This window comes from Asticcacaulis sp. EMRT-3 (genome assembly GCF_030027245.1).
Lineage (GTDB): Bacteria > Pseudomonadota > Alphaproteobacteria > Caulobacterales > Caulobacteraceae > Asticcacaulis.
In genome coordinates this window covers 29416-51198 of the sequence record NZ_JASERT010000003.1, presented here as the reverse complement: position 1 = coordinate 51198, position 21783 = coordinate 29416, and the positions used below count along the sequence as shown (strand labels likewise).

At 56.8% G+C, this 21783-nt stretch carries 16 protein-coding genes and 1 pseudogene; 2 read left to right on the top strand and 15 right to left on the bottom strand.

The features are described 5' to 3' along the window. Positions 1 to 38: 38 nt before the first annotated feature. The gene (locus QB905_RS14555) at positions 39 to 875 is read right to left on the bottom strand and encodes an IS5 family transposase (RefSeq protein WP_282973694.1); all 837 of its coding nucleotides are present in this window, start codon (positions 873 to 875) and stop codon (positions 39 to 41) included. Between the two features lie 41 nt (positions 876 to 916). Between QB905_RS14555 and QB905_RS14550 the strand changes: the two genes are divergently transcribed. Further along, positions 917 to 3097 carry a GGDEF/EAL domain-containing response regulator gene (locus tag QB905_RS14550; protein WP_282975902.1) on the top strand — a complete coding sequence of 727 codons (2181 nt, stop codon included), beginning with the start codon at positions 917 to 919 and terminating at the stop codon, positions 3095 to 3097. A gap of 151 nt (positions 3098 to 3248) precedes the next feature. Here QB905_RS14550 and QB905_RS14545 read toward each other — a convergent pair whose 3' ends face one another. From QB905_RS14545 to QB905_RS14500, 10 genes and pseudogenes are all read right to left on the bottom strand, one after another. Next, positions 3249 to 4373: an acyltransferase family protein gene (locus QB905_RS14545; RefSeq protein WP_282975900.1), complete on the bottom strand. Its 1125-nt coding sequence runs from the start codon at positions 4371 to 4373 to the stop codon at positions 3249 to 3251. 31 nt (positions 4374 to 4404) lie between these two features. Next, positions 4405 to 5328 carry a copper homeostasis membrane protein CopD gene (gene copD, locus QB905_RS14540; RefSeq protein WP_282975898.1) on the bottom strand — a complete coding sequence of 308 codons (924 nt, stop codon included), beginning with the start codon at positions 5326 to 5328 and terminating at the stop codon, positions 4405 to 4407. A gap of 29 nt (positions 5329 to 5357) precedes the next feature. After that, complete coding sequence (gene copC, locus QB905_RS14535) at positions 5358 to 5723, bottom strand: copper homeostasis periplasmic binding protein CopC (RefSeq protein WP_282975895.1); 366 nt, start codon at positions 5721 to 5723, stop codon at positions 5358 to 5360. Positions 5724 to 5757: 34 nt separating this feature from the next. Continuing rightward, a complete protein-coding gene (locus tag QB905_RS14530) occupies positions 5758 to 6510 on the bottom strand; it encodes a copper resistance protein B (protein WP_282975893.1) in 753 nt (250 codons plus the stop codon). Next, positions 6500 to 8677, bottom strand: coding sequence for a multicopper oxidase domain-containing protein (locus QB905_RS14525; RefSeq protein ID WP_282975890.1), 2178 nt, complete (start codon positions 8675 to 8677; stop codon positions 6500 to 6502). Before QB905_RS14525 ends, QB905_RS14530 begins: the two co-directional genes overlap by 11 nt. A gap of 66 nt (positions 8678 to 8743) precedes the next feature. After that, positions 8744 to 9142: a hypothetical protein gene (locus QB905_RS14520; RefSeq protein ID WP_282975888.1), complete on the bottom strand. Its 399-nt coding sequence runs from the start codon at positions 9140 to 9142 to the stop codon at positions 8744 to 8746. A 118-nt stretch (positions 9143 to 9260) separates the two neighbouring features. Beyond that, positions 9261 to 11642, bottom strand: a complete 2382-nt coding sequence (locus QB905_RS14515) for a copper-transporting P-type ATPase (protein WP_282975887.1) — start codon at positions 11640 to 11642, stop codon at positions 9261 to 9263. A 9-nt stretch (positions 11643 to 11651) separates the two neighbouring features. Beyond that, on the bottom strand, positions 11652 to 11927 hold the full coding sequence (locus QB905_RS14510) for a metal-sensitive transcriptional regulator (RefSeq protein ID WP_282975885.1): 276 nt from the start codon (positions 11925 to 11927) through the stop codon (positions 11652 to 11654). 424 nt (positions 11928 to 12351) lie between these two features. Beyond that, a pseudogene (locus QB905_RS14505) lies at positions 12352 to 13460 on the bottom strand (IS110 family RNA-guided transposase). A gap of 121 nt (positions 13461 to 13581) precedes the next feature. Then, complete coding sequence (locus QB905_RS14500) at positions 13582 to 14496, bottom strand: FAD-dependent oxidoreductase (protein ID WP_282975884.1); 915 nt, start codon at positions 14494 to 14496, stop codon at positions 13582 to 13584. A gap of 259 nt (positions 14497 to 14755) precedes the next feature. Here QB905_RS14500 and QB905_RS14495 point away from each other — a divergent pair, with 259 nt between their 5' ends. Further along, positions 14756 to 15349 carry a TetR/AcrR family transcriptional regulator gene (locus QB905_RS14495; RefSeq protein WP_282975883.1) on the top strand — a complete coding sequence of 198 codons (594 nt, stop codon included), beginning with the start codon at positions 14756 to 14758 and terminating at the stop codon, positions 15347 to 15349. A 33-nt stretch (positions 15350 to 15382) separates the two neighbouring features. Here the strand turns inward: QB905_RS14495 and QB905_RS14490 are convergent, their stop codons facing one another. Genes QB905_RS14490 through QB905_RS14475 form a run of 4 tightly spaced genes read right to left on the bottom strand, consistent with a single transcriptional unit; the run spans position 15383 to position 21679 of the window. Continuing rightward, positions 15383 to 15787, bottom strand: a complete 405-nt coding sequence (locus QB905_RS14490; protein ID WP_282975881.1) for a copper-binding protein — start codon at positions 15785 to 15787, stop codon at positions 15383 to 15385. After that, on the bottom strand, positions 15784 to 18939 hold the full coding sequence (locus tag QB905_RS14485; RefSeq protein WP_282975879.1) for an efflux RND transporter permease subunit: 3156 nt from the start codon (positions 18937 to 18939) through the stop codon (positions 15784 to 15786). The genes QB905_RS14490 and QB905_RS14485 overlap by 4 nt, the downstream gene beginning before the upstream one ends. After that, complete coding sequence (locus tag QB905_RS14480) at positions 18936 to 20438, bottom strand: efflux RND transporter periplasmic adaptor subunit (protein WP_282975877.1); 1503 nt, start codon at positions 20436 to 20438, stop codon at positions 18936 to 18938. The genes QB905_RS14485 and QB905_RS14480 overlap by 4 nt, the downstream gene beginning before the upstream one ends. Then, positions 20435 to 21679, bottom strand: a complete 1245-nt coding sequence (locus QB905_RS14475; protein ID WP_282975876.1) for a TolC family protein — start codon at positions 21677 to 21679, stop codon at positions 20435 to 20437. Before QB905_RS14475 ends, QB905_RS14480 begins: the two co-directional genes overlap by 4 nt. Between the last annotated feature and the right edge of the window lie 104 nt (positions 21680 to 21783).

The window sequence follows — 21783 nt, the reverse complement described above, 5'->3', positions numbered from 1 at the left end:
GACGATAACCCAGCCAACTTAAAGCCCGACTCAAAAGTTCATGAGACATAGCAGTGCCTTGCCAGCCTGCGGGTCAAGAGCCTGACGCTGGCAATGACTGTCCATGTGGTTGCGCTTTGGAGGGTCGTCTCCCAATCCTTGGCCAGGCGTCTGCATCGGCCCAGCCATGCGAAGGTACGCTCGACGACCCAGCGACGCGGCAGGATCTCAAAGCCCTTTGCGGCGTCGCTACGCTTTATGATCTCGATGGTCCAGTCTCCGTGGCCCTTCATAGCCCCCTTAAGTTTGTCACCCGCGTAGCCCCCGTCGGCGAAGACGTGGCGCAGCCAGGGGAAGTGGTAACGAATGGCGCGAAGCACAGCGGGGGCACCATCACGATCCTGAACATCCGCCGCATGGATGACGACAAATAGCAGCAGCCCCAGGGTGTCGGTGATGATATGCCGCTTGCGACCCTTGATCTTCTTACCAGCATCATAGCCACGAACACCGCCACTTTCGGTCGTTTTGACGCTTTGACTGTCGATGACGCCGGCTGAGGGGCTGGCTTCACGACCCTCCAATTCGCGTGCCGCCATGACGAGCAGGTGATTGATCTTCTGCCATAGACCGCTGCTACGCCAATCATAGAAATAGCCCTGAACGGTCGTCATCGGAGGAAAGTCCTTCGGCAACATCCGCCACTGGCAACCCGAGGACGCAATATACAGGATCGCATTCACCACGGCTCGCATCGACGTTGTGCGCGGGCGACCGCCACGTTTGGCAGGCGGCAGTAACGGGGCCAATAAAGACCACTCTTGTTCCGTCAAATCGCTTGGATAGCGCGACGATTTGCGTCTATGCTCGACGCGGGCAATATCATCCCAAGGCATCCGAATCTCCGTTTCTCGCAAATCCAGAGAATCAGAACTTATTGATATTGCCTACCTTCTTTTCGGTCGGGCTCTTAGGGGTACTGGTTGATCACCTTGAACTGCATAGCTATGAAGTCTTCGTTGCCCTTGGAGGCTTAGAGGCCCTGGAGCGCGTGCGTTTCGCGTATCCGGATATCATCTTGCTCGACGTGATGATGCCTGGCTTGGATGGGTTTGAAACCTGTCGTCGATTGAAGGCACAAACTTACACTCGGGATATCCCCGTTATCTTCATGACGGCACTGAATGACGTGAAGAGCAAAGTCACGGGCTTCGCAACTGGCGGAGTCGATTATATCAGTAAGCCTTTTCAGGTCGAAGAACTTCTGGCTCGCGTACGGACGCACATTACATTGCGTAGATCGCAATTAGAGCTATCTGCACGGAACGCCGAACTGGAAAAAGAAATCGCCGCTCGGCATCAAGTTGAGGACTCACTTAGAGCCTCCGAAAGTCGCCATCGCCGCCTCTTTGAAACCGCCGGTGACGGAATTTTGGTGATTGATTGCGAATCGAACACTGTCCACGATCTAAACGCCCAGTGCGGGCGAATGCTCGGCGGGTCTGCAAAGGATATCCGTGGCAGCGGTTTGCACGAAATTCCGGCATTCCAAGCGATGGGTGGTGGCAGAGCCATCGCTGAAGCCTTGCGCAAAGATGGTAAAGTGAAATGGGACGAATGGTTCTGGCAGAAGGCCGATGGCAGCACAGTCTGTGTCGAAGTCCTCGGAACAACCTACCGTGCCAACAATCGTGTATTAGCGCAATGTACTCTTCGCGACATTGGATTGCGGAAGGAAGCTGAGGCTCGTGTCAGTTATCTGGCCATGCATGACGCGTTAACAGGATTACCCAATCGCACGCTCCTAGTGGACAGACTTACCCAAGCGATTGCCCATGCTCGCCGGGACCAAACGCAGGTTGGCATCTTGCTTCTCGACCTTGACCATTTCAAACATATAAATGATAGCTTGGGACATTTCGTTGGTGACAACTTACTGGAAGAAGTTTCGCAAAGGCTACGCAGTGTGCTTCGTGAAGGTGACACGCCGGCTCGTCTCGGGGGTGATGAGTTTGTCATTGCAGCTTGCGGGCTGAACGGGGCGGAAGATGCCGAGGCGTTGGCCGGACGCATAATGGAAGCGTTGAAGCCGGTCTTTCAAATTAATGGTCACAACCTTCATGTCGGCACAAGCATTGGCATCAGCCTTTTTCCAGGCGACGGTGATAATCCAGCGGCCCTTCTCCAGGCTGCCGACACTGCGATGTATCACGCAAAAAAGAAGGGGCGCGGAACGTACCGATTGTTCACTCATGATCTCACCATGGCGGCTGAACGCTGGTATGCCCTTTCCAATGATCTACATGGCGCGTGCGAACGTGGTGAGTTTGTGCTGCATTATCAACCACAAATCCAAGTCCAAAATTCAAGCATAAGCGGATTCGAAGCTTTGCTCAGGTGGAACCATCCGACGGAAGGCATGATCGAACCCGGTCTTTTCATTCCCTTGCTTGAAGAGCATGGTCGGATGGTCGAGGTTGGCCGCTGGGTGCTAAGGACAGCATGTGCGCAAAATGCCGCTTGGCAGGCTCTTGGCCTGCCGAAAGTTCGGATGGCTGTCAATCTGTCCGCACAACAGTTCTATAGAGGTGATATTGTACGCAATGTGCGCGAAGCGCTAGACGAGTCTGGCCTTGCACCTGAATGGCTTGAGCTTGAACTCACCGAAAGCCTGACGCTGGATGATACCGACCTAACGCTTCGTGTCATGGACGAATTGAAGGCCATGCGGGTGAGGCTGTCGCTTGATGATTTTGGCACGGGGTGGTCGTCGCTCGCCTATTTGAAACGTTTTCCCCTTGATCGGATAAAAATCGATCGATCTTTCGTGCGCGACATTATCCATGATCAAAGCACTGCCGCTATCGTGCATAGTATCCTCGAGCTGGCACGTCAGTTAGGCCTTGATTGCGTCGCTGAGGGTGTTGAGACTCAAGCACAGCTTGAACACCTTCGTGATGAGCAATGTGCCGAGATTCAGGGTTTTCTCTTCAGCAAAGCGATTGATGCTCTGGCCGTACCGGCTTTGTTAGCGCAAAAGAGTCACATGGTTGATTTTGCGAAGACGCAGGCCACGGGTTTGCGTCAGGTCACATCTGCATCAGGATCTATGACGTGACATGTGTTACATTTTCGGCATTGTTTGTTAACGCACATGTCGTGAAATTTATTGCGGTAAACCGGGCCGGATCGGGCCATCGAGCAATGCGCGGGCGACGCTTTAAGCGCAATCGCTAGAAGACCTACGCCATTCGATCTGTAGAGCAAGATCAGTCAATGGGGGTGTGCGGGGGCGAGACCGGCCGGTACTTTGAAAACTTGAGCAGGCGCATGTAGTGTCGTGCCGGCAGTTCGATGAGGTGATGCAAGGTCATCGCCGCTGGAATGACGCCGATGACCAGTCCGGCCCAAAGCCAGACCGGCATTGCGTCGGGATTGATATGCGCGACCTTTTGCAGGCCTTCGACATAAACCAACTGCCAGGGGATGCAGATCATGTAGATCGCGAAGCTTACCTCCCCGAGATAGACTAAAAATCCCTGCGACAGGACCGACGATCCCACCTTTGCCGCCAGTCCCAAACCGAGGATCAGCGTCGCGCAAAACAGAACGGAAACCAGGTCAGGACCATGAAGCAGAACGGTTGTGATAAGCCCCGTCAAACCAACCGCGGCCATAGTTAGCGCAATCAAGCTGGATAAATTCGTTGTGGACCGCCAGACGAGCCACATAGCGCAGCCAAGAGCAAAGCACGGCACAATACGGAGCGCGCCCCAGAACATGGTAGCCTCGGTAAGCGGAAATCCGGCGAACATCGGAAACAGCAAATACAGCGCGACGAGGAGTAGGACTGCGAGCCCAACGGCGAGGAATGGCCTTGCCCAAAGCGCGATGGCCGCGGTGGCAAAAACGGGAAAGGTCAGATAGGCGAACCATTCGGCGGAGATCGACCAGGACGGATGATTCCAGCCGCCATGTGGTGCCAAACCCCAGGCTTGGGTCAGGGTCAGGTGGGCGGGCAGAGACGACCAGATGATCAACTTGTCTCCAGCGTGAACACCGACAAGGGCGAGCGCACCGATCAACAGGCCAAGTCCGGCAATGATCGCTACGTGCATCGGATAGATGCGCGCGAGGCGTGCCCAGATGAAGTCGCGGTAGCCGAAGCGTTTGGCTTTGAAGCTCTCCAGATAGACGTGACTGAGGATAAAGCCCGACAACACGAAGAAGAGTTCGACGCCTAGATATCCCTTGGCAACAAAGTCCGGCCGAACGGGTTGCAGGTTTGGCCAAAAATGGTAGGCGACCACCCACATGGCCGCGAAGAAGCGCAGACTGGTCAGCGGGCGCAAGTCCTGCGGTCTCGTAATAGAAATGTCCTTGTCGTGCGTCATATCGGGCCCCCGAAGACCTTTTTAAGATTTGTTAGAGCGCTGATGGTGGTTCCATCATGCCGAAGGCAGCGACCAGCGCGAGAACGGCGAGCCCGGCCAAGGTTTCCAGGATGAGGCTCCGCCGCAGAGCCTTGATTGCGCCGGTCGTGTCATTGGCCGCGAGCGAGATTTCTAGCGCGGGCGTAAGCCTGAACCTGTTGAGACCGGCCAGGATCAGCATCCCGGCGAAGATGATGACCTTGATGGTGAGCAGGATGCCGTAGGTTGACTGGAATATCTGTCCAATATGGCTAACCCCAATCAGGAAGTAGCTGTTGATCAGGCCTGAGACCACGAGCACCGCGACGAGGGCAGAACCCATCCCGGAGAAGTTCTTCAGAGCGTCGAACAGCGCGGTTTGCTGTTCCAGGTCCTGAGCCTTGGGCAGGCAGAGCAAGGCCAGGAACGCTGCCAGCGCGCCCAGCCAGACGCCTGCCGCTATCATGTGCGCAATATCGGCGATCAGATGGACCCAGCCGCCGGCACCTTCCGTCGATGCGCCATGGCCCGTCCAGGCGAAACTGGCGAGCAGAACTACGCCCAATAGGCATGTTACCTGCCACAGGCACCGTGACGGCTTTATGATTATGACGGTCAGGAACGTGACGAAGCTCAAGGCAATGCGTGCGGCGATGGCATGGCCCCAATGGGTGTCGGTCAGGACGACTGACACAGACGGGATGTCGAGCTTGTCGAGCGTGATACCGTTCATGGTGGCGGCCTGGGCAGCCAGCGACAGCAAGGCGCCTAAGAACAGGAGCAGACTGCTGCCAACGAGGAGGGGCTTCGGCCAGCGCAGAGCGCTGGCCGAAGCATTACCTTTGGGCGGAAGAAGCGTGAGATAAAACAGGGCAGCCCCGAACAGGCCGGTTGCCCCTGCATATTGCACAAACCTCGCGATACTTACCGCCCACATGTTGGTCGTCCTACTTTACGGTGCCAAATCTACTTTACACTAAAGGTGAATTCGCCGGTCGTGCGGTGACCGTCGTCAGTTGTCACAGCGTGCCACGACACCTTGTAGGTGCCGGCCATCAGCTTGCCTTTGACGGGCGCGGTGAGCATCATGCCGCTGGAATCGACGGCGGGCGTGACATCGACCTTCATGCCGTCGCCCATGGTGACGTCGAAGCCCGAGAGCTTCGGCGCCAGCTTTTCATTGAAGTGCAGCATGATCGAGGTGGGTGAAGCCACCGTCGAACTGGCGGCCGGCATGGCACTTTGCAGCTTGGCATGCGCATCAGCCACGGTAGCCACAAGGGCGGCGGCCATTAGGGTTGCGGACGCGAGGAACAGGTTGAGTTTTTTCATGTTAGTCTCCTTTGGGTTTGGGATTGTTTGAGATTTAGAACATCCACCGGATGCCGAAGCTTAAGCGGGTGTCCGTTGGTTTTTCGCCACGCAGGCGGGCGTAATCGGCCGTCTTGCCGAACTTCTGCCGATAGGTCAGATCGACATAGGGTGCGAATTCACGGCGAATTTCATAACGGGTCTGTACGCCGATACTGGCGTCGGTCAGACCCGTCCCAAGCCCCTCAACGGCGTCGTTCTTACTGTTCACGTTCATCTCGAAACGTGGCTTCATGATGAGGCGCTGGGTGATCAGCCAGTGATTTTCATAGCGAAGACGACCAGATATTGCGCCGTCGTCTCGCAAGAAGACGTGGGCCTCGGTATCGAAGAAATAGGGAGCCATACCCGTCATACCCGCGGCGAGGAAGGTATGCGCCTTTCCGCCGGGAACGTCGGGTTTTAAATCCGCCCGGACGCCGACCTGCGCATCCCAATAGGTTGCGACATGACGGCCATAGAGCGCCCACAGTTCGCCTTTGTCAGTTTTGCCGTCGGTGATTTCGCCTTCGCTCTTCAGCCATAAACGATTGGTATCGCCACCCGCCCAGCCGTCGAAGTCCCAAGTGCCGGTGGTCAGGCCGTTGTGTTGTGAGAGGTCGGTTTCCAGCGTGAACATGTGATGGAGGCCGGGTTTGTGCATATTGGCCACGGCATCGAGGGCAGCGGGCTGATCGGCATGGGCCGAGGCCGCCACAAGGCCGAGACCGAGTGCGGCAAGGGCTGCGAATTTCAGATTAGTGCGCATGGGAAGCCTCCTTGCTGGTGGTTACAGACCCACTCATATCCATGCCGCCCATGTTCATGCCGCCCATGTTCATGCCGTCCATCTTCATTGGGGCGGGCTTGGGTTCGGGCGCACCCTTCTTTTTGACGGCTGCCACCTTTTTCTTTGGAGGAGGCGCCTTGGCTGCCGGCTTCTTGCTCATGTCCATTCCAGCCATGCCGTTCATGGCGTCAGGCGTAGACGCCGTCGGCTTGGCGTCCGGCGCGGTCATGACCATGGGAGGGCCAGGTGGCGGGCCTTGGTCGTTGGCGCCCATATCCATGCCCGGCATGGCCGAACCCGTGGCTCCGCTTGGTTGGGCTGCTTTTGCGTCTGGCGTTGGCATCTGCATCCCGCTCATGTCATTGGGTTTGGTGAGTGGCGCGGAAGGGCTAGCGGACTGACTCATGTCCATGCCCTTCATATCGCCCGACGTGCCGGACGTGGGTGACTTGCCCATATCCATTCCGGACATGCCGCTCATACCCTTCATGTCCCCTATGGCAGACGGCATGGACGCGGGAGGCGGGGCGCCCGGCTTTTCGACGACGAGGTCGGTCATCATGCCGGACAGCATGTGGTACATGAGGTGGCAGTGGAACGCCCAGGTGCCTTCATTATCAGCCGTCAGGATTACTGATACGGTTTGTCCGGGAGGCACAATAACGGTGTGCTTGTTCGGTAGCTTGTCCATGGGCTGGCCATTTTCCAACTGAACGAACATGCCGTGAAGGTGCATCGGGTGCGCCATCATGCTGTCATTCACCAGGATCAGGCGGACGCGTTCGTTGTAGGCGACATGGATGCCAACATTCGGATCGAACGTCTTGCCGTTGATCGTCCAGACATAGCGTTCCATATTGCCGTCGAGATGAACGGTGATTTCGCGTGTCGGTTCGCGGGTATCTCCCTGCGTGTCGCGATAGATGAGATCATTGTAGTTGAGGATCTTGGTACCTTCGGGCGCATGGGCATCGGCCCAGCCGCTCGGTCCGTCCATGGCTGACATGTCCATTTTCGGGTCTTCCATCATCATCATGCTCATATTCATATCGGACATGGTGAGGATGGAACGCGGACGCTGAGCGGGCATGTCGCCCTTCATACCGTCACGCGGCGCCAGGGTGCCGATGGCAAAACCCGTGCGGTCGATCGGTTCGGCTGCGATCGTGTAGGCCTTGTCGTCCTTTGGTTCGACGATGACATCATAGGTTTCGGCATTGCCGATGCGGAACTCATCGATGCTGACCGGTTCGACCGGCTGACCATCGGCGGCAACCACCGTCATTTTCAGACCGGGAATGCGCACATCATACATGGTCATGGAGGCGGCATTGATGAAGCGAAGGCGCACCTTTTCGCCCGGCTTGAAAAGGCCGGTCCAATTCTGAGTGGGGCTTTCGCCATTGACAATGAAAATATAGCCCTCAACATCGGCGAGGTCATTGGGGCTCATATTCATCCTGCCCCACTGGCCTGCTTTTTTGAGCGCCTTGCCGAGGCCCATCTTGCCGACCTCGGAGAAGAAGTCGCCCAGGGTACGGCGATGATAGGCGTAATAGTCCGAGGACATTTTAAGGTGAGCCTCGATAGAGCGGGCGGGCTCAAGGCTCTCGTCTGACAGAACGACGGTGTAATCGCGGTCTGATTTCACATCCTCGGCCGCATCCTGCGATCCGGGTGCCGGAGCGATGACGATGGCACCGAACAGGCCATCCTGCTCCTGCCCCATCGAGTGGGCGTGATACCAGTAGGTGCCCGATTGCTTGATATGGAAGCGATAGGTGAAGGTCTGGCCGGGCCGTATGCCGTCAAAGCCGTTGAAGCCTGGAACGCCATCCTGAGACGCAGGCACCAGCAGTCCGTGCCAGTGAATCGACGAGTCCTCATTCATGGTATTGGTGACGTGGATGATGGCATCATCGCCATCGGTGAAGCGCAGAACGGGGCCGGGACTGGTGCCATTAACGGTGATGCGGCTGCGGGGCTTGCCTGCAACCTCAACCATCTGGCGGGCGATGGTGAGGTTATATTCCTGAACATGGTGGGCCGGTGCGGCCTGAGTGAGCGATGGCCATAAAATCAAAGCCAGAAGGCCAAATAGTAAGCCAGTTACTGGGCCAGACACCAGCGAGAGCGGATGTTTCATGATATTAATCCTGAGGAGAAGGGAATGCGGTGCGCCAACATACGCACAGCGTCTAAGAGCTCAGGATCAGGCGCGTGGTGGCCTTTTTTGCGTATCGGCAAGGCGTGAGGGCAGGGCGCGCGCCATTAGCCATTCTACAGCGGATGTCTGCATAGGGAAAAGCACCGGAAGCACGGCGGCCAGAGCGGAAGGTGTGGCCGGGCAATGGCTGAGGGGGCAATTGCAGCCGTATGAACAACAGCCGCCGTCCATAGGGTTGGACGCCTTTTTCGCAGAGATGTCTCTGGCGGTCTGTGCCTTCATGGCTTTGGCGCAATCGGCGCTCATGGCCGCAGCGGAGACTTGTGCCATTGCTGACCCGTTATGACCGGAATGTGCCGTCATGGCCTGAGCATGCAAAGGCGCTGTGATCGTCGCGAAGACGAAAACCAGTCCCATCAGCCATCTTGTCCATGCTTTGGTCATGCAGCGCCGGATAATGCGGTCTTTGTCGGGATATAGAGACAGTCTGTAGCGCGCCCAGACATACCCCCAGTGGGCATTGGCGTCAATATGGTTATGCGGGCCTTGCGTGTCGGGGGCTTCACAGTTTAACCTTGCGAAGGCGCAAGGCATTGGCGATGACCGATACCGAGCTAAATGACATGGCCACACTGGCGATAATCGGCGACAGCAATAAGCCGAACACCGGATAGAGAATCCCCGCCGCTACAGGCACGCCCAGAGCATTATAAAAGAAGGCGAAGAACAGGTTCTGGCGGATATTGTTCATAACCGCACGGCTCAACACCCGCGCCTGCACCACGCCGGACAGATCGCCCTTGATCAGCGTAATGCCGGCGCTTTCCATGGCGATGTCGGTGCCGTTGCCCATAGCGATGCCCACTGTAGCCGATGCAAGCGCCGGTGCATCATTGACGCCATCGCCGACCATCGCCACCTTGCGGCCTTCCTTGATCAGGTTCTGCACCACCTCGGACTTGCCGTCTGGCAGGACATCGGCCTTGACCTCATCAAGTCCGAGTTGTCTGGCAACGGCCTGTGCCGTGGCCGCATTATCGCCGGTCAGCATGACCAGACGCAGGCCCTGTGCCTTGAGCGCCTTGAGCGCTTCGGCTGTGGTCGCCTTGATCGGGTCGGCGACAACGATGATACCTGCGGCCTTTTGCGCGATGGCGATATAGATGACGGTCTGGCCTGCCTCGCGATAGGGTTTGGCAAGCTCAGTGAGCGTCGCGTCATCTGCCCCGAGACCCTTCAAAAGGGCTGCATTGCCCAGCGCTGTGGTTGCGCCATCTATGCGGCCCGTGATGCCCTTGCCGGTGATTGAGGTAAAGTCATCTGCCTTGAACAGGCTTAAACCCTTATCCTTGGCGCCGTCGATGATGGCCGTCGCCAAAGGGTGTTCGCTTGAGCCTTCCAGCGATGCGGCAAGCGTTAGCAGCCGGTCTGCGTCAAACCCTTCAAGCGCCTTGATCTCGATCAGGCGCGGCTTGCCTTCGGTCAGCGTCCCGGTCTTGTCGAAAACGAGCGTGTCAACCGTCTGGAAGGCTTCAAGGGCGGCGGCATCACGGATCAGAATGCCTGCGCGCGCCGCGCGGCCCGTGCCCGCCATGATCGACATAGGCGTGGCCAGCCCCAGAGCGCAAGGGCAGGCGATGATCAGAACGGCGATGGCATTAAGCAGGGCATAGGCGAATTTCGGCTCAGGGCCAAAAACAAACCAGATGATCGCTGTCAGCACCGCAATGCCGACTACGATGGGTACAAAATAACCCGAAACCGTGTCAGCAACGCGTTGGATCGGTGCGCGTGAGCGCTGAGCCTTGCTAACCATATGGATGATCTGGGCCAGCAGCGTATCGCCGCCTACCCGCGTCACCTTCATCACGAAACTACCCGCCTGATTAAGCGTAGCACCGGTGACGCTGGCGCCGACGGCCTTGGCGACCGGCATGGATTCGCCAGTCAGCATCGATTCATCGATATAGCTCTGGCCTTCGCTGATTTCGCCGTCGACCGGCACTTTTTCACCGGGGCGAACGCGCAACTGATCGCCGACCTGCACGTCTTCGAGCGCCACGGTCTCGTCGCTGCCGTCCGCTTTGATCCGCCTGGCTTGCGTGGGCGCCAGCCTGAGCAGGGCCTTGATGGCGTCACCGGTTTGGGCGCGCGCCTTCAGTTCCAGCACCTGACCCAACAGAACCAGGGCGGTGATCACGGCACTGGCTTCAAAATAGACCGGCGGAAAGCCCATATCCGAAGCGGGTACGAGGCGCGGAAGCAGGGCCGCCACCATGCTATAGGCCCATGATACGCCCGTGCCCAAGGCGATCAGGGTGAACATATTGAGGTTGCGGGTGACGAGCGAATTCCAGCCGCGCACGAAGAAGGGTGTCCCGGCCCACAAGACGACGGGCGTGGCCAGAACCATCTGGATATAGACTGAAATCTGATGCGGGATGAGATGGTTCAGGGCAGGCAGATGCTCACCCATAGCCAGCAGAAAAACCGGAAGGCTCAAGGCGACAGCTATCCAAAAGCGCAAGGTCATATCCTTGAGTTCAGGATTGCCGTCATCTTGCAGGGTTACAGTTTCGGGTTCCAGCGCCATGCCGCAAATCGGACAGGCCCCCGGCTTGTCTTCGTGAATCTGCGGGTGCATCGGGCAAGTATAGCTGGCCTTATCACCGATTTTAGGGGCGGGTTTTGGCTTGGCTACCCCGTGATCGTGCTCACCGTGGCAACAGGCGGGCGTCGCCTGATCTGTCGCGTCACCCGCTTCAGGTACAAGGTTCATGCCACATTTTGGGCACTGCCCTGGTCCTGACTGATGAACGTCCGGATGCATGGGGCAGGTATGGCGCTTTTCCGCCGTCGTCGTCCCGACGTACTGCGGCAAAGGCGCGGTCTCCTTTTTGCCAGGCTGGCAGCAGGAGGCGTTGGCGTTAAATTCGTCGGCCATGTTGGCCTCCTATTCGTACTTCTTGAGAAGAACCATGATTTCGGCGAGTTGCTTGTCGCGTGTGGTGTCGTCGCCGCAGGCGCAGGATTTGGCGAGGCAGGATTTCATATGGGTTTCCAGAACACCGAGCTCGATAGTCTTGATCGCGCTGCGCACGGCCCGGAGCTGGGTGAGGATGTCCACGCAATACTGGCCTTCGCCAATCATGCGTTTGATGCCCTCAAGCTGGCCAGCCGCGCGGTTCAGCCGTGGCAGTTGTTCGGTGTGGGATGGGTGTTCAGACATAGCGACCTCGGTAATTATACCCTATGGGGGTATATATACCCGTGAGCGGTATATTGCAAGGTCAAGCCGTTAATATGCAATGTGCAATGTCAGCCGGGCTCTTATGTCCGTGATGTTAACGACAAGACGCGTTGATTTATCCTGATTTTTGCAGGGTATTTTATCTTATATCGACACCCATTGGAGGCGACAGGAAGCATGGACGACGGTTGATCCGGCTCTTATCCGCGGGTTGGTTACCGCATGACCAAGGTTCGTCGCGGGGCTTCCTCTGTCTAGTGAACGTGCATCGGCATTGAGCTTGCTCATACCCGGCTTCGAGGGTTCCCCAACCTCCCCAGCCTGCCGCCACTAATGAGTGTCGAAGTCTACCTAATTTATGCCGTTCGCCTCCTTCTTTTCGGAATAATGTGTTTGCCGTAGTTCAAGCGAACTTCGGGTCGACCATGCGAGCGATGGACCATATGAAGCCCACCAACTCCCGGGCGATGGCGACAATGACCTTGGGCGCGGCCTTGCCGGACGCGACCAGCCTTTTGTATCGCGCCGACAGCCGAACCTGGGCTTTCCACGCAATATTTCGGATCGGTTCGGGTAGGTCTTTCATTCGGTCTCGGATGATTTGAGTGACCCGTGCTGGGAACCGATAGATCCACGCCGCCTCCACCAGACATGTCCTGGCAAGACTATTGCCGGTCTTTGTAATGCCTCCGCGACGTATTGTGGCGCCGCTTGAGTGTTCTGATGGATTAAGCCCGAGGAATGCCATGAGCTGACGGGGCGATTCAAACCGATCGAAGCTTCCGACTTCGGCAACGAGAACAGCGGCGACGACCAAGGACACGCCGCGAAGCGCCTGGATGGCATTTACAACCGGGGCCAGAGACCATTTCGGTACGAGGTCGATAATAGCCGCCTTCAATCGAACGCAAAGCGCCTCGGCACGTTCAATCCTGTGAAGCATCTCTTCATGCGCCAGGTGTTGAGCAGGGTGAGCGAAAGTCAACTCGCCAAGCCAACGCCTATGGGCTTTGGTCCAATGGCCATACGGCGAAGTGATGCCATGGCGCAGTAAAAAGCTCAGGAGGTGCTGACGCGCCTTTCTGAGGTCAACCATCGCCTGGGATCGAAGCCGAACAAGGTCTCGCATAGCCTCGTGTGCTTCATCTGGGATCCAAACTGACGTCAGTTGTCCTGCCCGCAGCGTCTGGGCGAGCATCATGGCGTCACGCCGATCCGTTTTTACCGATCGCCAACCTTCCGCGGGATGAGAGACGGCGCGAGAACATCGCACGTGTGACCCAGGCCGCTTAGCCTTCGTTGCACCCCATACCCACACGGGCCGGCTTCATAGCAAAAATGCAAATGCTGCCCGCCCTTGGAAAGCTTCCGGCCCAACGTCCGAATGGCCTCCGGCGTATTCTCAATCGTTCCGTAAAATCGAACATCTGCACCCGCGGCTCCATCAACCTGGGCGATCGCGATCGTCTTTTTGTGTACGTCCAACCCGACAAAGAGTGTATTCTTTTCCATGGTCCGCCTCCAGTGTCTGGGGATAGGCTCCCTATGAGCAACCCCCGTTTGCGCTTGACGCCTTAGTTGACACCTCGAGGCGGGCCACTTCAATCGGCCAGAACCTCACGGACATGATGGTCTATTTTCGATGCCCGCCGAAGGCAAACTTGAGTTTGATGGCAATCACGATCAAGATGACGGCGCCTACAGCATATAAAATCGGGTTTTTGAAATCCAAAAGCCCGACTATGTGGGGAAAAACGACCGCGAGGATGCCGAGGTGAAGTGCGATCGCCGCGATGACAATCAGGACCAGTCCGATGCCGATTGGTTTTCCAAGCGAGCGATGGCGCATGTCATGAGTTCCTTTTCCGTCAAAACCTGAAAATTCCTCGGCCTTGATCCTGGCGGCATTGATCTTTAATGCTTTCAACGAGGTCTTCGCGGCGGCGACCATCTCGGGCAGCCCAGCGATATAGAAGATAGACTTCCGGTCTTGCTTCAAACGCCTATCAAGCATGGCCCGATCGATCCGACCGGATTCGCCGTGCCAGGACTGGCTTGAGGTTTCCGGTCGGGTCATCGTGGCGACCAGTGTAAAATTGGAGTTTGTCTCCGCCAGGGTCTGGAGTTCGCGAAGGTAGGCAGCGTCTTCCGGGCGGCGATTGACATAGAACAACGTGATGGTGTGCCCGAGGCGCCGTTCCATTGCGTCATTGATCATGGAATAGGCCGGGACGATGCCGATCCCGCCGGCGAGCATCACGGCGGGACGCTTGGAATCCTCGTGGAGGGCAAAGGCACCGGGCGGGACATTGAGCAGGATCTCGATCTTGACCTTACCGCCGATCGGTAAGGCGGCCAGGACGCGCTTAAAGGCCGTGTCGCGCATGCGCATGGCGATCGCCAGATCCAGGTCCTGGGGCGAGCACGCGAGGGAATAAAAGCGGGTATCACCTTGGTCGTCCCTCTCAGGCGGGTCGATAAGCGTCATTCTGACGTGCTGACCGGCCCTGAATTTGAAGCCGATCGGCTTCTCAAAAGTGAAAGCCATCGTACCGGAAGCAATTTCGGCTTCGCCTTGAGCGCAATGTCGAAAGTGGCGCGCTTCATAATCGCGTTCCCATGCAGGCGGCGCATACGCTCGTGATCCATTGATGCTTGCCCTATCCGCGTTGTCCTTGCCGGAAAGCTTGTCCGGCGATAGGTTGGACTGACTGTAAGATATCGGACACGATGTTCATAAAGCTTTTGCTGAACATTTCACCCGAAATGATCAGTAACGGGCGAAAGTCGGTACAGGACCTGAAAAAATGAACGACAAGATGCACGCACCTATCGACCGCCGCATCTCCCGGACCCGTGGTCTGTTGCAACACGCCTTCATCGCCCTGATCATGCGAAAGGGATATGACGCGACGACGATCCAGGACATTTGCGAGGAGGCCAATGTCGGTCGCTCGACCTTCTATAGCCATTACACGAGCAAGGAAGACCTGAAGCGAAAGGGTCTGGAGCATATTCGTTCGGCCCTGCAAGCGCGGCAAAAGGATGCTCTCGGCGGGTCACAAAAAGAGGTCACAGTACCATTCAGCTTCAGTCTTATTATGTTCGAGCACGCCCGCGACCATTTGCAGCTTTGTCGCGCTTTGCTCGGTAGCGACGGCGCAAGCATAAGCCTTGGGAGCATCCGTCAGATCATAGCGGACCTTGTTCGGACTGAAGTGTTGGCGGTCACCACAAAGGGATCGGGGCAGGTGGACATCGGAGAACTTAAAGTTCACTTCATCGTCGGCGCCTTTATGGGCATCCTGACGGCATGGATGGATACCGGCGCGATCCAGTCACCCATCGACGTTGATAGTCTGTTCCGCACCATGATCACTGAGGGCGCACTCATGAGGTGAAGGTGGCTTTTTAAGGCCACCTTCGGGCCTAACCTATTGTGGTGTCACGGCGGTGACCTCAACGTCAGAGTTCAGAACCTTGACATCAAACTTGATCTTTTCGCCGACCGTCAGGCCATCGAGCAGAGTTGTGGGTGCAGCCTTGAACGTCATTGTCATAGCAGGCCAGTCAACCGCCGGAATGGCTTCGTGCTTGATGGTCACCTTGCCCGCGCCCTTGTCGATTGCTGTAATGACACCGACGCCGCTCCCTAGTTTAGCACCTGTGTCGCTATCCAATGCGGTAGCAGACATATTTGCCAGATCGGACATACCCGACATTTCAGCAGGTGTAGCGGACGATGCGGCAGCGGTTTCAGTAGCCGGAGGCTTGGGGCTACAGGCAGCCAGCAGGCCGACAAGCACGAGGATAGGCAGTGGGATCAATTTGGCTCTCATGAGGAACTCCTTTGGTTGAGAGTGTGGGGTGATTGTTTTTGGGCTCGCCTGCGCATCAGCAGATAGGCGGCGGGCACGACAAGCATGGACAGAAGAGGTGCTGTCAGCATACCGCCGATCATGGGGGCTGCGATCCGGCTCATGACTTCCGATCCGGTGCCGTGGCCCAACAGAATTGGTAAGAGGCCAGCGAGAATCACGCAGACCGTCATGGCTTTTGGCCGTACACGCAACAATGCCCCCTCGCAAACGGCTTGCTCAACATCATCGGGGCTTGGGTCAGGCCCACGAGCTTTTAGCGCCTCTTTCAGGTAGATCAGCATCACCACGCCAAATTCAGCCGAGACACCAGCCAGTGCGATGAAGCCAACGCCCGTGGCGACCGACTGATGGTAGCCCAGAAGATACAGTGTCCAGATACCTCCAGTCAGCGCAAACGGAAGGGTCAGTATGATCAGCGCGGCTTCATCAAAACGGCCGAACGTCATGTAGAGTAGCAAGAAGATGATCACCAGAGTCGCAGGCACCACGAGTTTGAGCCGCTCGACAGCACGCTGCAGGTATTCGAACTGACCTGAATAGGCGATGGATACACCAGGCGAGAACTTGACGTCATGAGCAACTGCCTTTTTCAGATCACCGACTACAGAAGCAAGATCCCGGTCGCGGACATCGATATAGACCCATGTGGATGGCCGACCATTTTCGGTTTTCAACATGGGTGGTCCATCGGCAATCTCGACCTTGGCCACAGTTCCAAGTGTGATCTGTTGGCCCGTCGGTGTGAGGATGGGCAGGTTACGCAAGCCTTCCAGACTGTCACGATCCTCGCGAGGGTAGCGGACGCTTATTGGGTAGCGAGCCAGACCATCGACGATTTCGCCGACATTTTCACCGCCGATTGCCCCACTGATAATTGACTGCACATCGGAGATATTAAGGCCATAACGCCCCGCCGCCTCACGGTCTATATCGACATCGACATAGCGCCCCCCCGTCAGGCGTTCGGCCAGCGCCGAACTGACACCCGGAACGGTTTTAGCTACAGTTTCAACATCATGAGCTATTCGATCAATCTCAGCGAGGTTGCTGCCAGAGACCTTGACGCCTATGGGACTTTTAATTCCCGTAGCGAGCATGTCGATGCGGTTACGGATAGGTGGCACCCACACATTGGCAAGGCCTGGGACTTTCACGGCCTTATCCAACGCTTTGACGAGTTTTGCCGGGGTCATTCCCGGACGCCACTGATTGCGCGGCTTAAAATGGATGGTCGTTTCGAACATCTCTATCGGTGAGGGATCGGTGGCGGAATCGGCCCGTCCGGCCTTGCCGAAAACGGTGTCCACTTCAGGCACGGTTTTGATCAGACGGTCGGTTTGCTGAAGGAGTTCCGAGGCCTTTGCCACCGATAAACCCGGCAGAGCGGTTGGCATATAAAGCAGGTCGCCTTCGTTGAGTTGCGGCATGAATTCGCCGCCTAAACGTGTCAGAGGCCAAAACGTCGTGGCAAAGGCAAGGGCGGCGAGCAGCAACGTGACTTTCGGCCACCGTATCGCAGCAGCCAGCAAAGGCCGATAGATTCGTGCCAGAAAGCGGTTGAGAGGATTGGAGGATTCAGCCGGTATCTTGCCCCTTATGAGATAGCCCATAAGGACTGGGACAAGAGTGACCGAAAGCATGGCCGCCCCGGCCATCGCGTAGGTTTTGGTGAAGGCAAGTGGTGAAAACAGACGTCCTTCCTGACCCTGGAGTGTGAAGACAGGGATAAAAGAAAAGGTAATGATCAGGAGACTGAGGAAAAGGGCTGGCCCGACCTCGGTGGCGGCTTCAGTGATGACATGCCAGCGTTCGTCGCCTTTCATAGTTTCATTCGGGTGGTTGTGTTCCCACCCTTCTATTCTCTTGTGGGCATTCTCGATCATGACGACGGCTGCATCGACCATCGCGCCAATAGCTATGGCGAGGCCACCAAGTGACATAATATTGGCATTGACGCCCTGGATGTGCATGACAATGAGAGCCAACAAAACACCGATCGGCAATGTCAGGATAGCAACCAAGGCAGAACGCACATGCCAAAGGAATAGGCCGCAAACGATAGCGACGACGATGAATTCTTCGATAAGCTTTTCGCGTAAATTACCTATGGCGCTATTGATGAGTTCTGATCGGTCATAGGTGGTGACAATCTGAACACCCGCAGGCAGGCTTTTCTTTAGTTCGGCAAGTTTTGCCTTGACTGCCGATATGGTTTCCATCGCATTTTTGCCTGAGCGGAGTATGACCACGCCGCCTGCAACTTCGCCCTGACCATTTAGTTCGGCAACACCACGGCGCATTTCCGGCCCGATCTGGATAGTGGCCACGTCTCCAAGCGTTACGGGTACGCCGTTCGCAGCAACCTTCAAAGGAATGGCTCTAAAATCATCAAGAGTCTTCAGATAGCCGCTGGCACGAACCATGTATTCTGCCTCGGCCAGTTCCAGTACAGAGCCTCCGGTTTCACCATTGGCATTTTTAATCGCCGACACGACCTTGTCGTGCGTCACGCCGTAGGCGGCGAGCTTCACCGGGTCGAGGACGACCTGATATTGCTTGACCATGCCGCCGATACTGGCGACCTCGGCTACCCCTGGAAGCGATTTTAATTCATAGCGCAAAAACCAGTCCTGCAATGAACGTAGCTGGGACAGATCGTGCTGACCGGTCTTGTCAACGAGAGCATATTCGTAGATCCAGCCAACTCCCGTCGCGTCGGGGCCCAGCGACGGTTTGGCGCCTTCGGGCATACGACTTTGCACCTGATTGAGATATTCAAGCACCCGCGAACGCGCCCAATAAAGGTCGGTGCCGTCTTTGAACAATACATAGACGAAGCTATCCCCGAAGAACGAGTAACCGCGCACCGTCTTGGCACCCGGCACCGACATCATCGTCGTGGCCAGTGGGTAGGTGACCTGATTTTCCACGATTTGTGGCGCCTGTCCGGCATAGGGGGTGCGGATGATAACCTGAACGTCGGAGAGATCCGGGAGGGCATCGACGGAGGTGTGCTTTACTGCGAAAATACCTGTGGCCAGAAGGGCCAGAGCACCGAGGATAACGAAAATGCGATTCTTAACCGACCAGCGGATGACAGCGGCAATCATGGCTTCACTCCAATCGGCTGAAGCGTTTCAATGACAGGGCCGTCTGGCTTCTGTGTAAACCCAAAGCTCACATGGTCACCAGCTTTCATCCCGGTTGCAAGCGCTGCCGAGGAAAGCCTGAATGTCATGGTCATAGCGGGCCAGCCAATGGCGGGGACTGGCTCATGGCTGAGGGTAATCGAATCTCCCTTGACCTGCTCAATGACGCCCCGCGTTTGATAGAGGGTGCCAGTGGACGGTGCTGCGTTTGCAGAAGACATCGCGGTCAGGGGCCGCGCCTGAATTCCTGCCAGACTGGCCTCGGAGTCGATGAGGAACTGTCCGGAAGCCACGACTTTGTCGCCCGCACTAAGTCCTGCGAGAATCTCCGTTCGATCGCCGTTTTCGCGTCCAGTACGGACTTCGACTGGCGTGAAGCCCCCATTTCCAGCCGCCATCATCACCAAGGTGCGTTTGCCCGTGCGAATCAGGGCTTCTGAGGGTACGGAAAGAGCTGATGTCGTGTCACCGTGAAGATGAACGGTCGCATACATCCCAGGACGTAGCTTTCCGCTTCTATTCGGTAATTCGACCCGAACGCTCAGCGTCCGGCTGTCGGTTTCAGTTGTAGGCAGTATGGCGACGACGCGGCCATTGAAGGTCTCGTTCGGAAACGCTGTTAAGTCCGCGCTTACAGCCTGACCGACCCTAACCTGACCGGCCTGAATTTCCGGAACGGAGGCCGTGAGCCAGACGGTTGCAAGACTGGTAACCTGAGCCAGGGTTTGCCCCATGCTGACCGTCATACCCTGGCGGGCATCAAGGGTCTGAATAGCGCCGCCCACCGGGGTCGTGATGGTAACCGTTGTTGCGGGTCTGTTGGTGCGGGACACCGTGTTGATCAGGCCTTGCGGCATTCCGAGGAGAACAAGGCGTTGGCGGGCGGCGGCTTCAAGCGCGGGGTCATGCGTCTGCCTGACGGCCAGATATTCTAATTGGGCCCCAGACCATGTTGGCACAAGAATATCTGCGATTGGTGCGCCCGCCGTGACGACATCACCGGGAGCGCGGGCATAGACGCGCTGGACGAAACCGTTAGCCCGCGCCTGAATGACGGCAACATCACGCTGGTTGAAGTCAAGTGCGCCTGCTGCGTCAAAAGTGTCGGAGAAGTTTCCCGACTGCACCGAAACCAAACGTGTGCCAAGGTTCTGAAGTGTTGCCGGATCAATATGAACGGATGCACTATCACCCCCACTATCGCCAGCAAATCTGGCCACAAGTTGCATGTCCATAAACGGCGATTTACCCGGTCTATCGAAATGTTGGCTCGGCACCATCGGGTCGTACCAATAAAGCACCTTTTTGCCTGTATCTTTGGCCGCATCACCTACGGGTGCAGACGAATTGGATGACCTGTTCAAATGGGACAGCCCATAACCGGCACCGCCAGCAGCAATAATGAGGGCTGCGACAGAGACGGCAAAAACGGGGCGCGAAAATGTGATGGAAGTTTTCATTGGTCGTTATTCCCATAGGTCAGGGTAAGGCGGGCGGCGTCACGCACGGTGTCGGTTTCGCGGTTGAGCGCATCAATTTTGGTTTCGGCTAGGGCTAATTGTGCCTGAAGGACATCGTTTAGGCTCGCCGTGCCCGCGCTGTAGCTGGCTGTTTCCAGATCGATTCTCTTCTGCGCCAAAGGGAGGAGGGTCATCCGCGCTCGCAACAGCCGATCACGATGCATCGCGTAGTCCGCCAGATCGGCTTCAAGCGCAGCCTGCAGTTGGCGATAGGCCGCATCCTGCTCGAAGCGAACCTTCTCTGCCATTTCCAACTTGGCTTCGATTGCAGGGTCCTGCCGGGTTTTCTGGAACAATGGCAGGCTAAATGTCACACCTGTTGAAACCATGTCGCCCCATCGCGGATCACGGTGCTGATAGGCGACATCCCAGCCCCAGTCAGAGCGCTTACCTGCCTTGGCCATGCTCACGTCAGCATCCGCTTGCTGTGACATGGCGCTAAAGGCCTTGAGCTTCGGATTAGTATCGAGCACCGCCCGCAACTGGCCGGGGTCAACGGCGTAGGCGGGTGGTTCACCTTGGATTTCGGGTGCGGTATCTCCCGTCCAACGCACCAGATCAGACCGCGCGGCCGCCACTTTCGCAATGAGATCGGCGCGCATGTCAGCGAGGTTTGCAGCCAGTTGATCGGCATCCAGCGTCTGGGCGGGTCGCAAAGAACCTGCCGCTAATTGTGCAGGCGCACTGGTCCTTATCCGGTCAATAGCTGGTGTCAGCTCATCCAGAGATTCTAATTCCCGATGGGCATAATAGAGATCAATCCATGCCAATGCTGTGTTGACAAGGACATCGCGTTTCTCGACATTTTGGCCAGCCAGAGCAACACCAATGCCGGCACGGGCTTGGGTTCGTGCCGCCGCACGTTTGTCGGAATTAGGCACTTCCTGCATAATGCCGATAGACGTCATCGTCATGCTGGCGGCAGAAAATGAACCGGCGGGCGGTCCAGATATTGGGAAGTTTTGAATGCCCGCGCGGATTTTGGGATCAGGCAGTCGCCCAGCCGAGATGGCTGAAGACCGTGCCGCCGCTACGGCCGCATTGCTCGCGGCAAGGCTGGGCGCCGATTGTTCTGCCAGTTTGAGCGCAGCATCGAAAGTCAGTGGTTCAGCTATCGCTGCAGATGCGCAAACAAAGGGTATCAGCAGGGCTGAGAAAGTCGTTAAAAAAAGAAATCGCATGGAATATCCCTGAAATGGAAATTGGAAACCGACAGCCGCCCCCGTCGCAAAAGCGGTAGGGACGGCGTGGTGTTACTTTCCGGTTTTCAGGCAATCGCCCATCT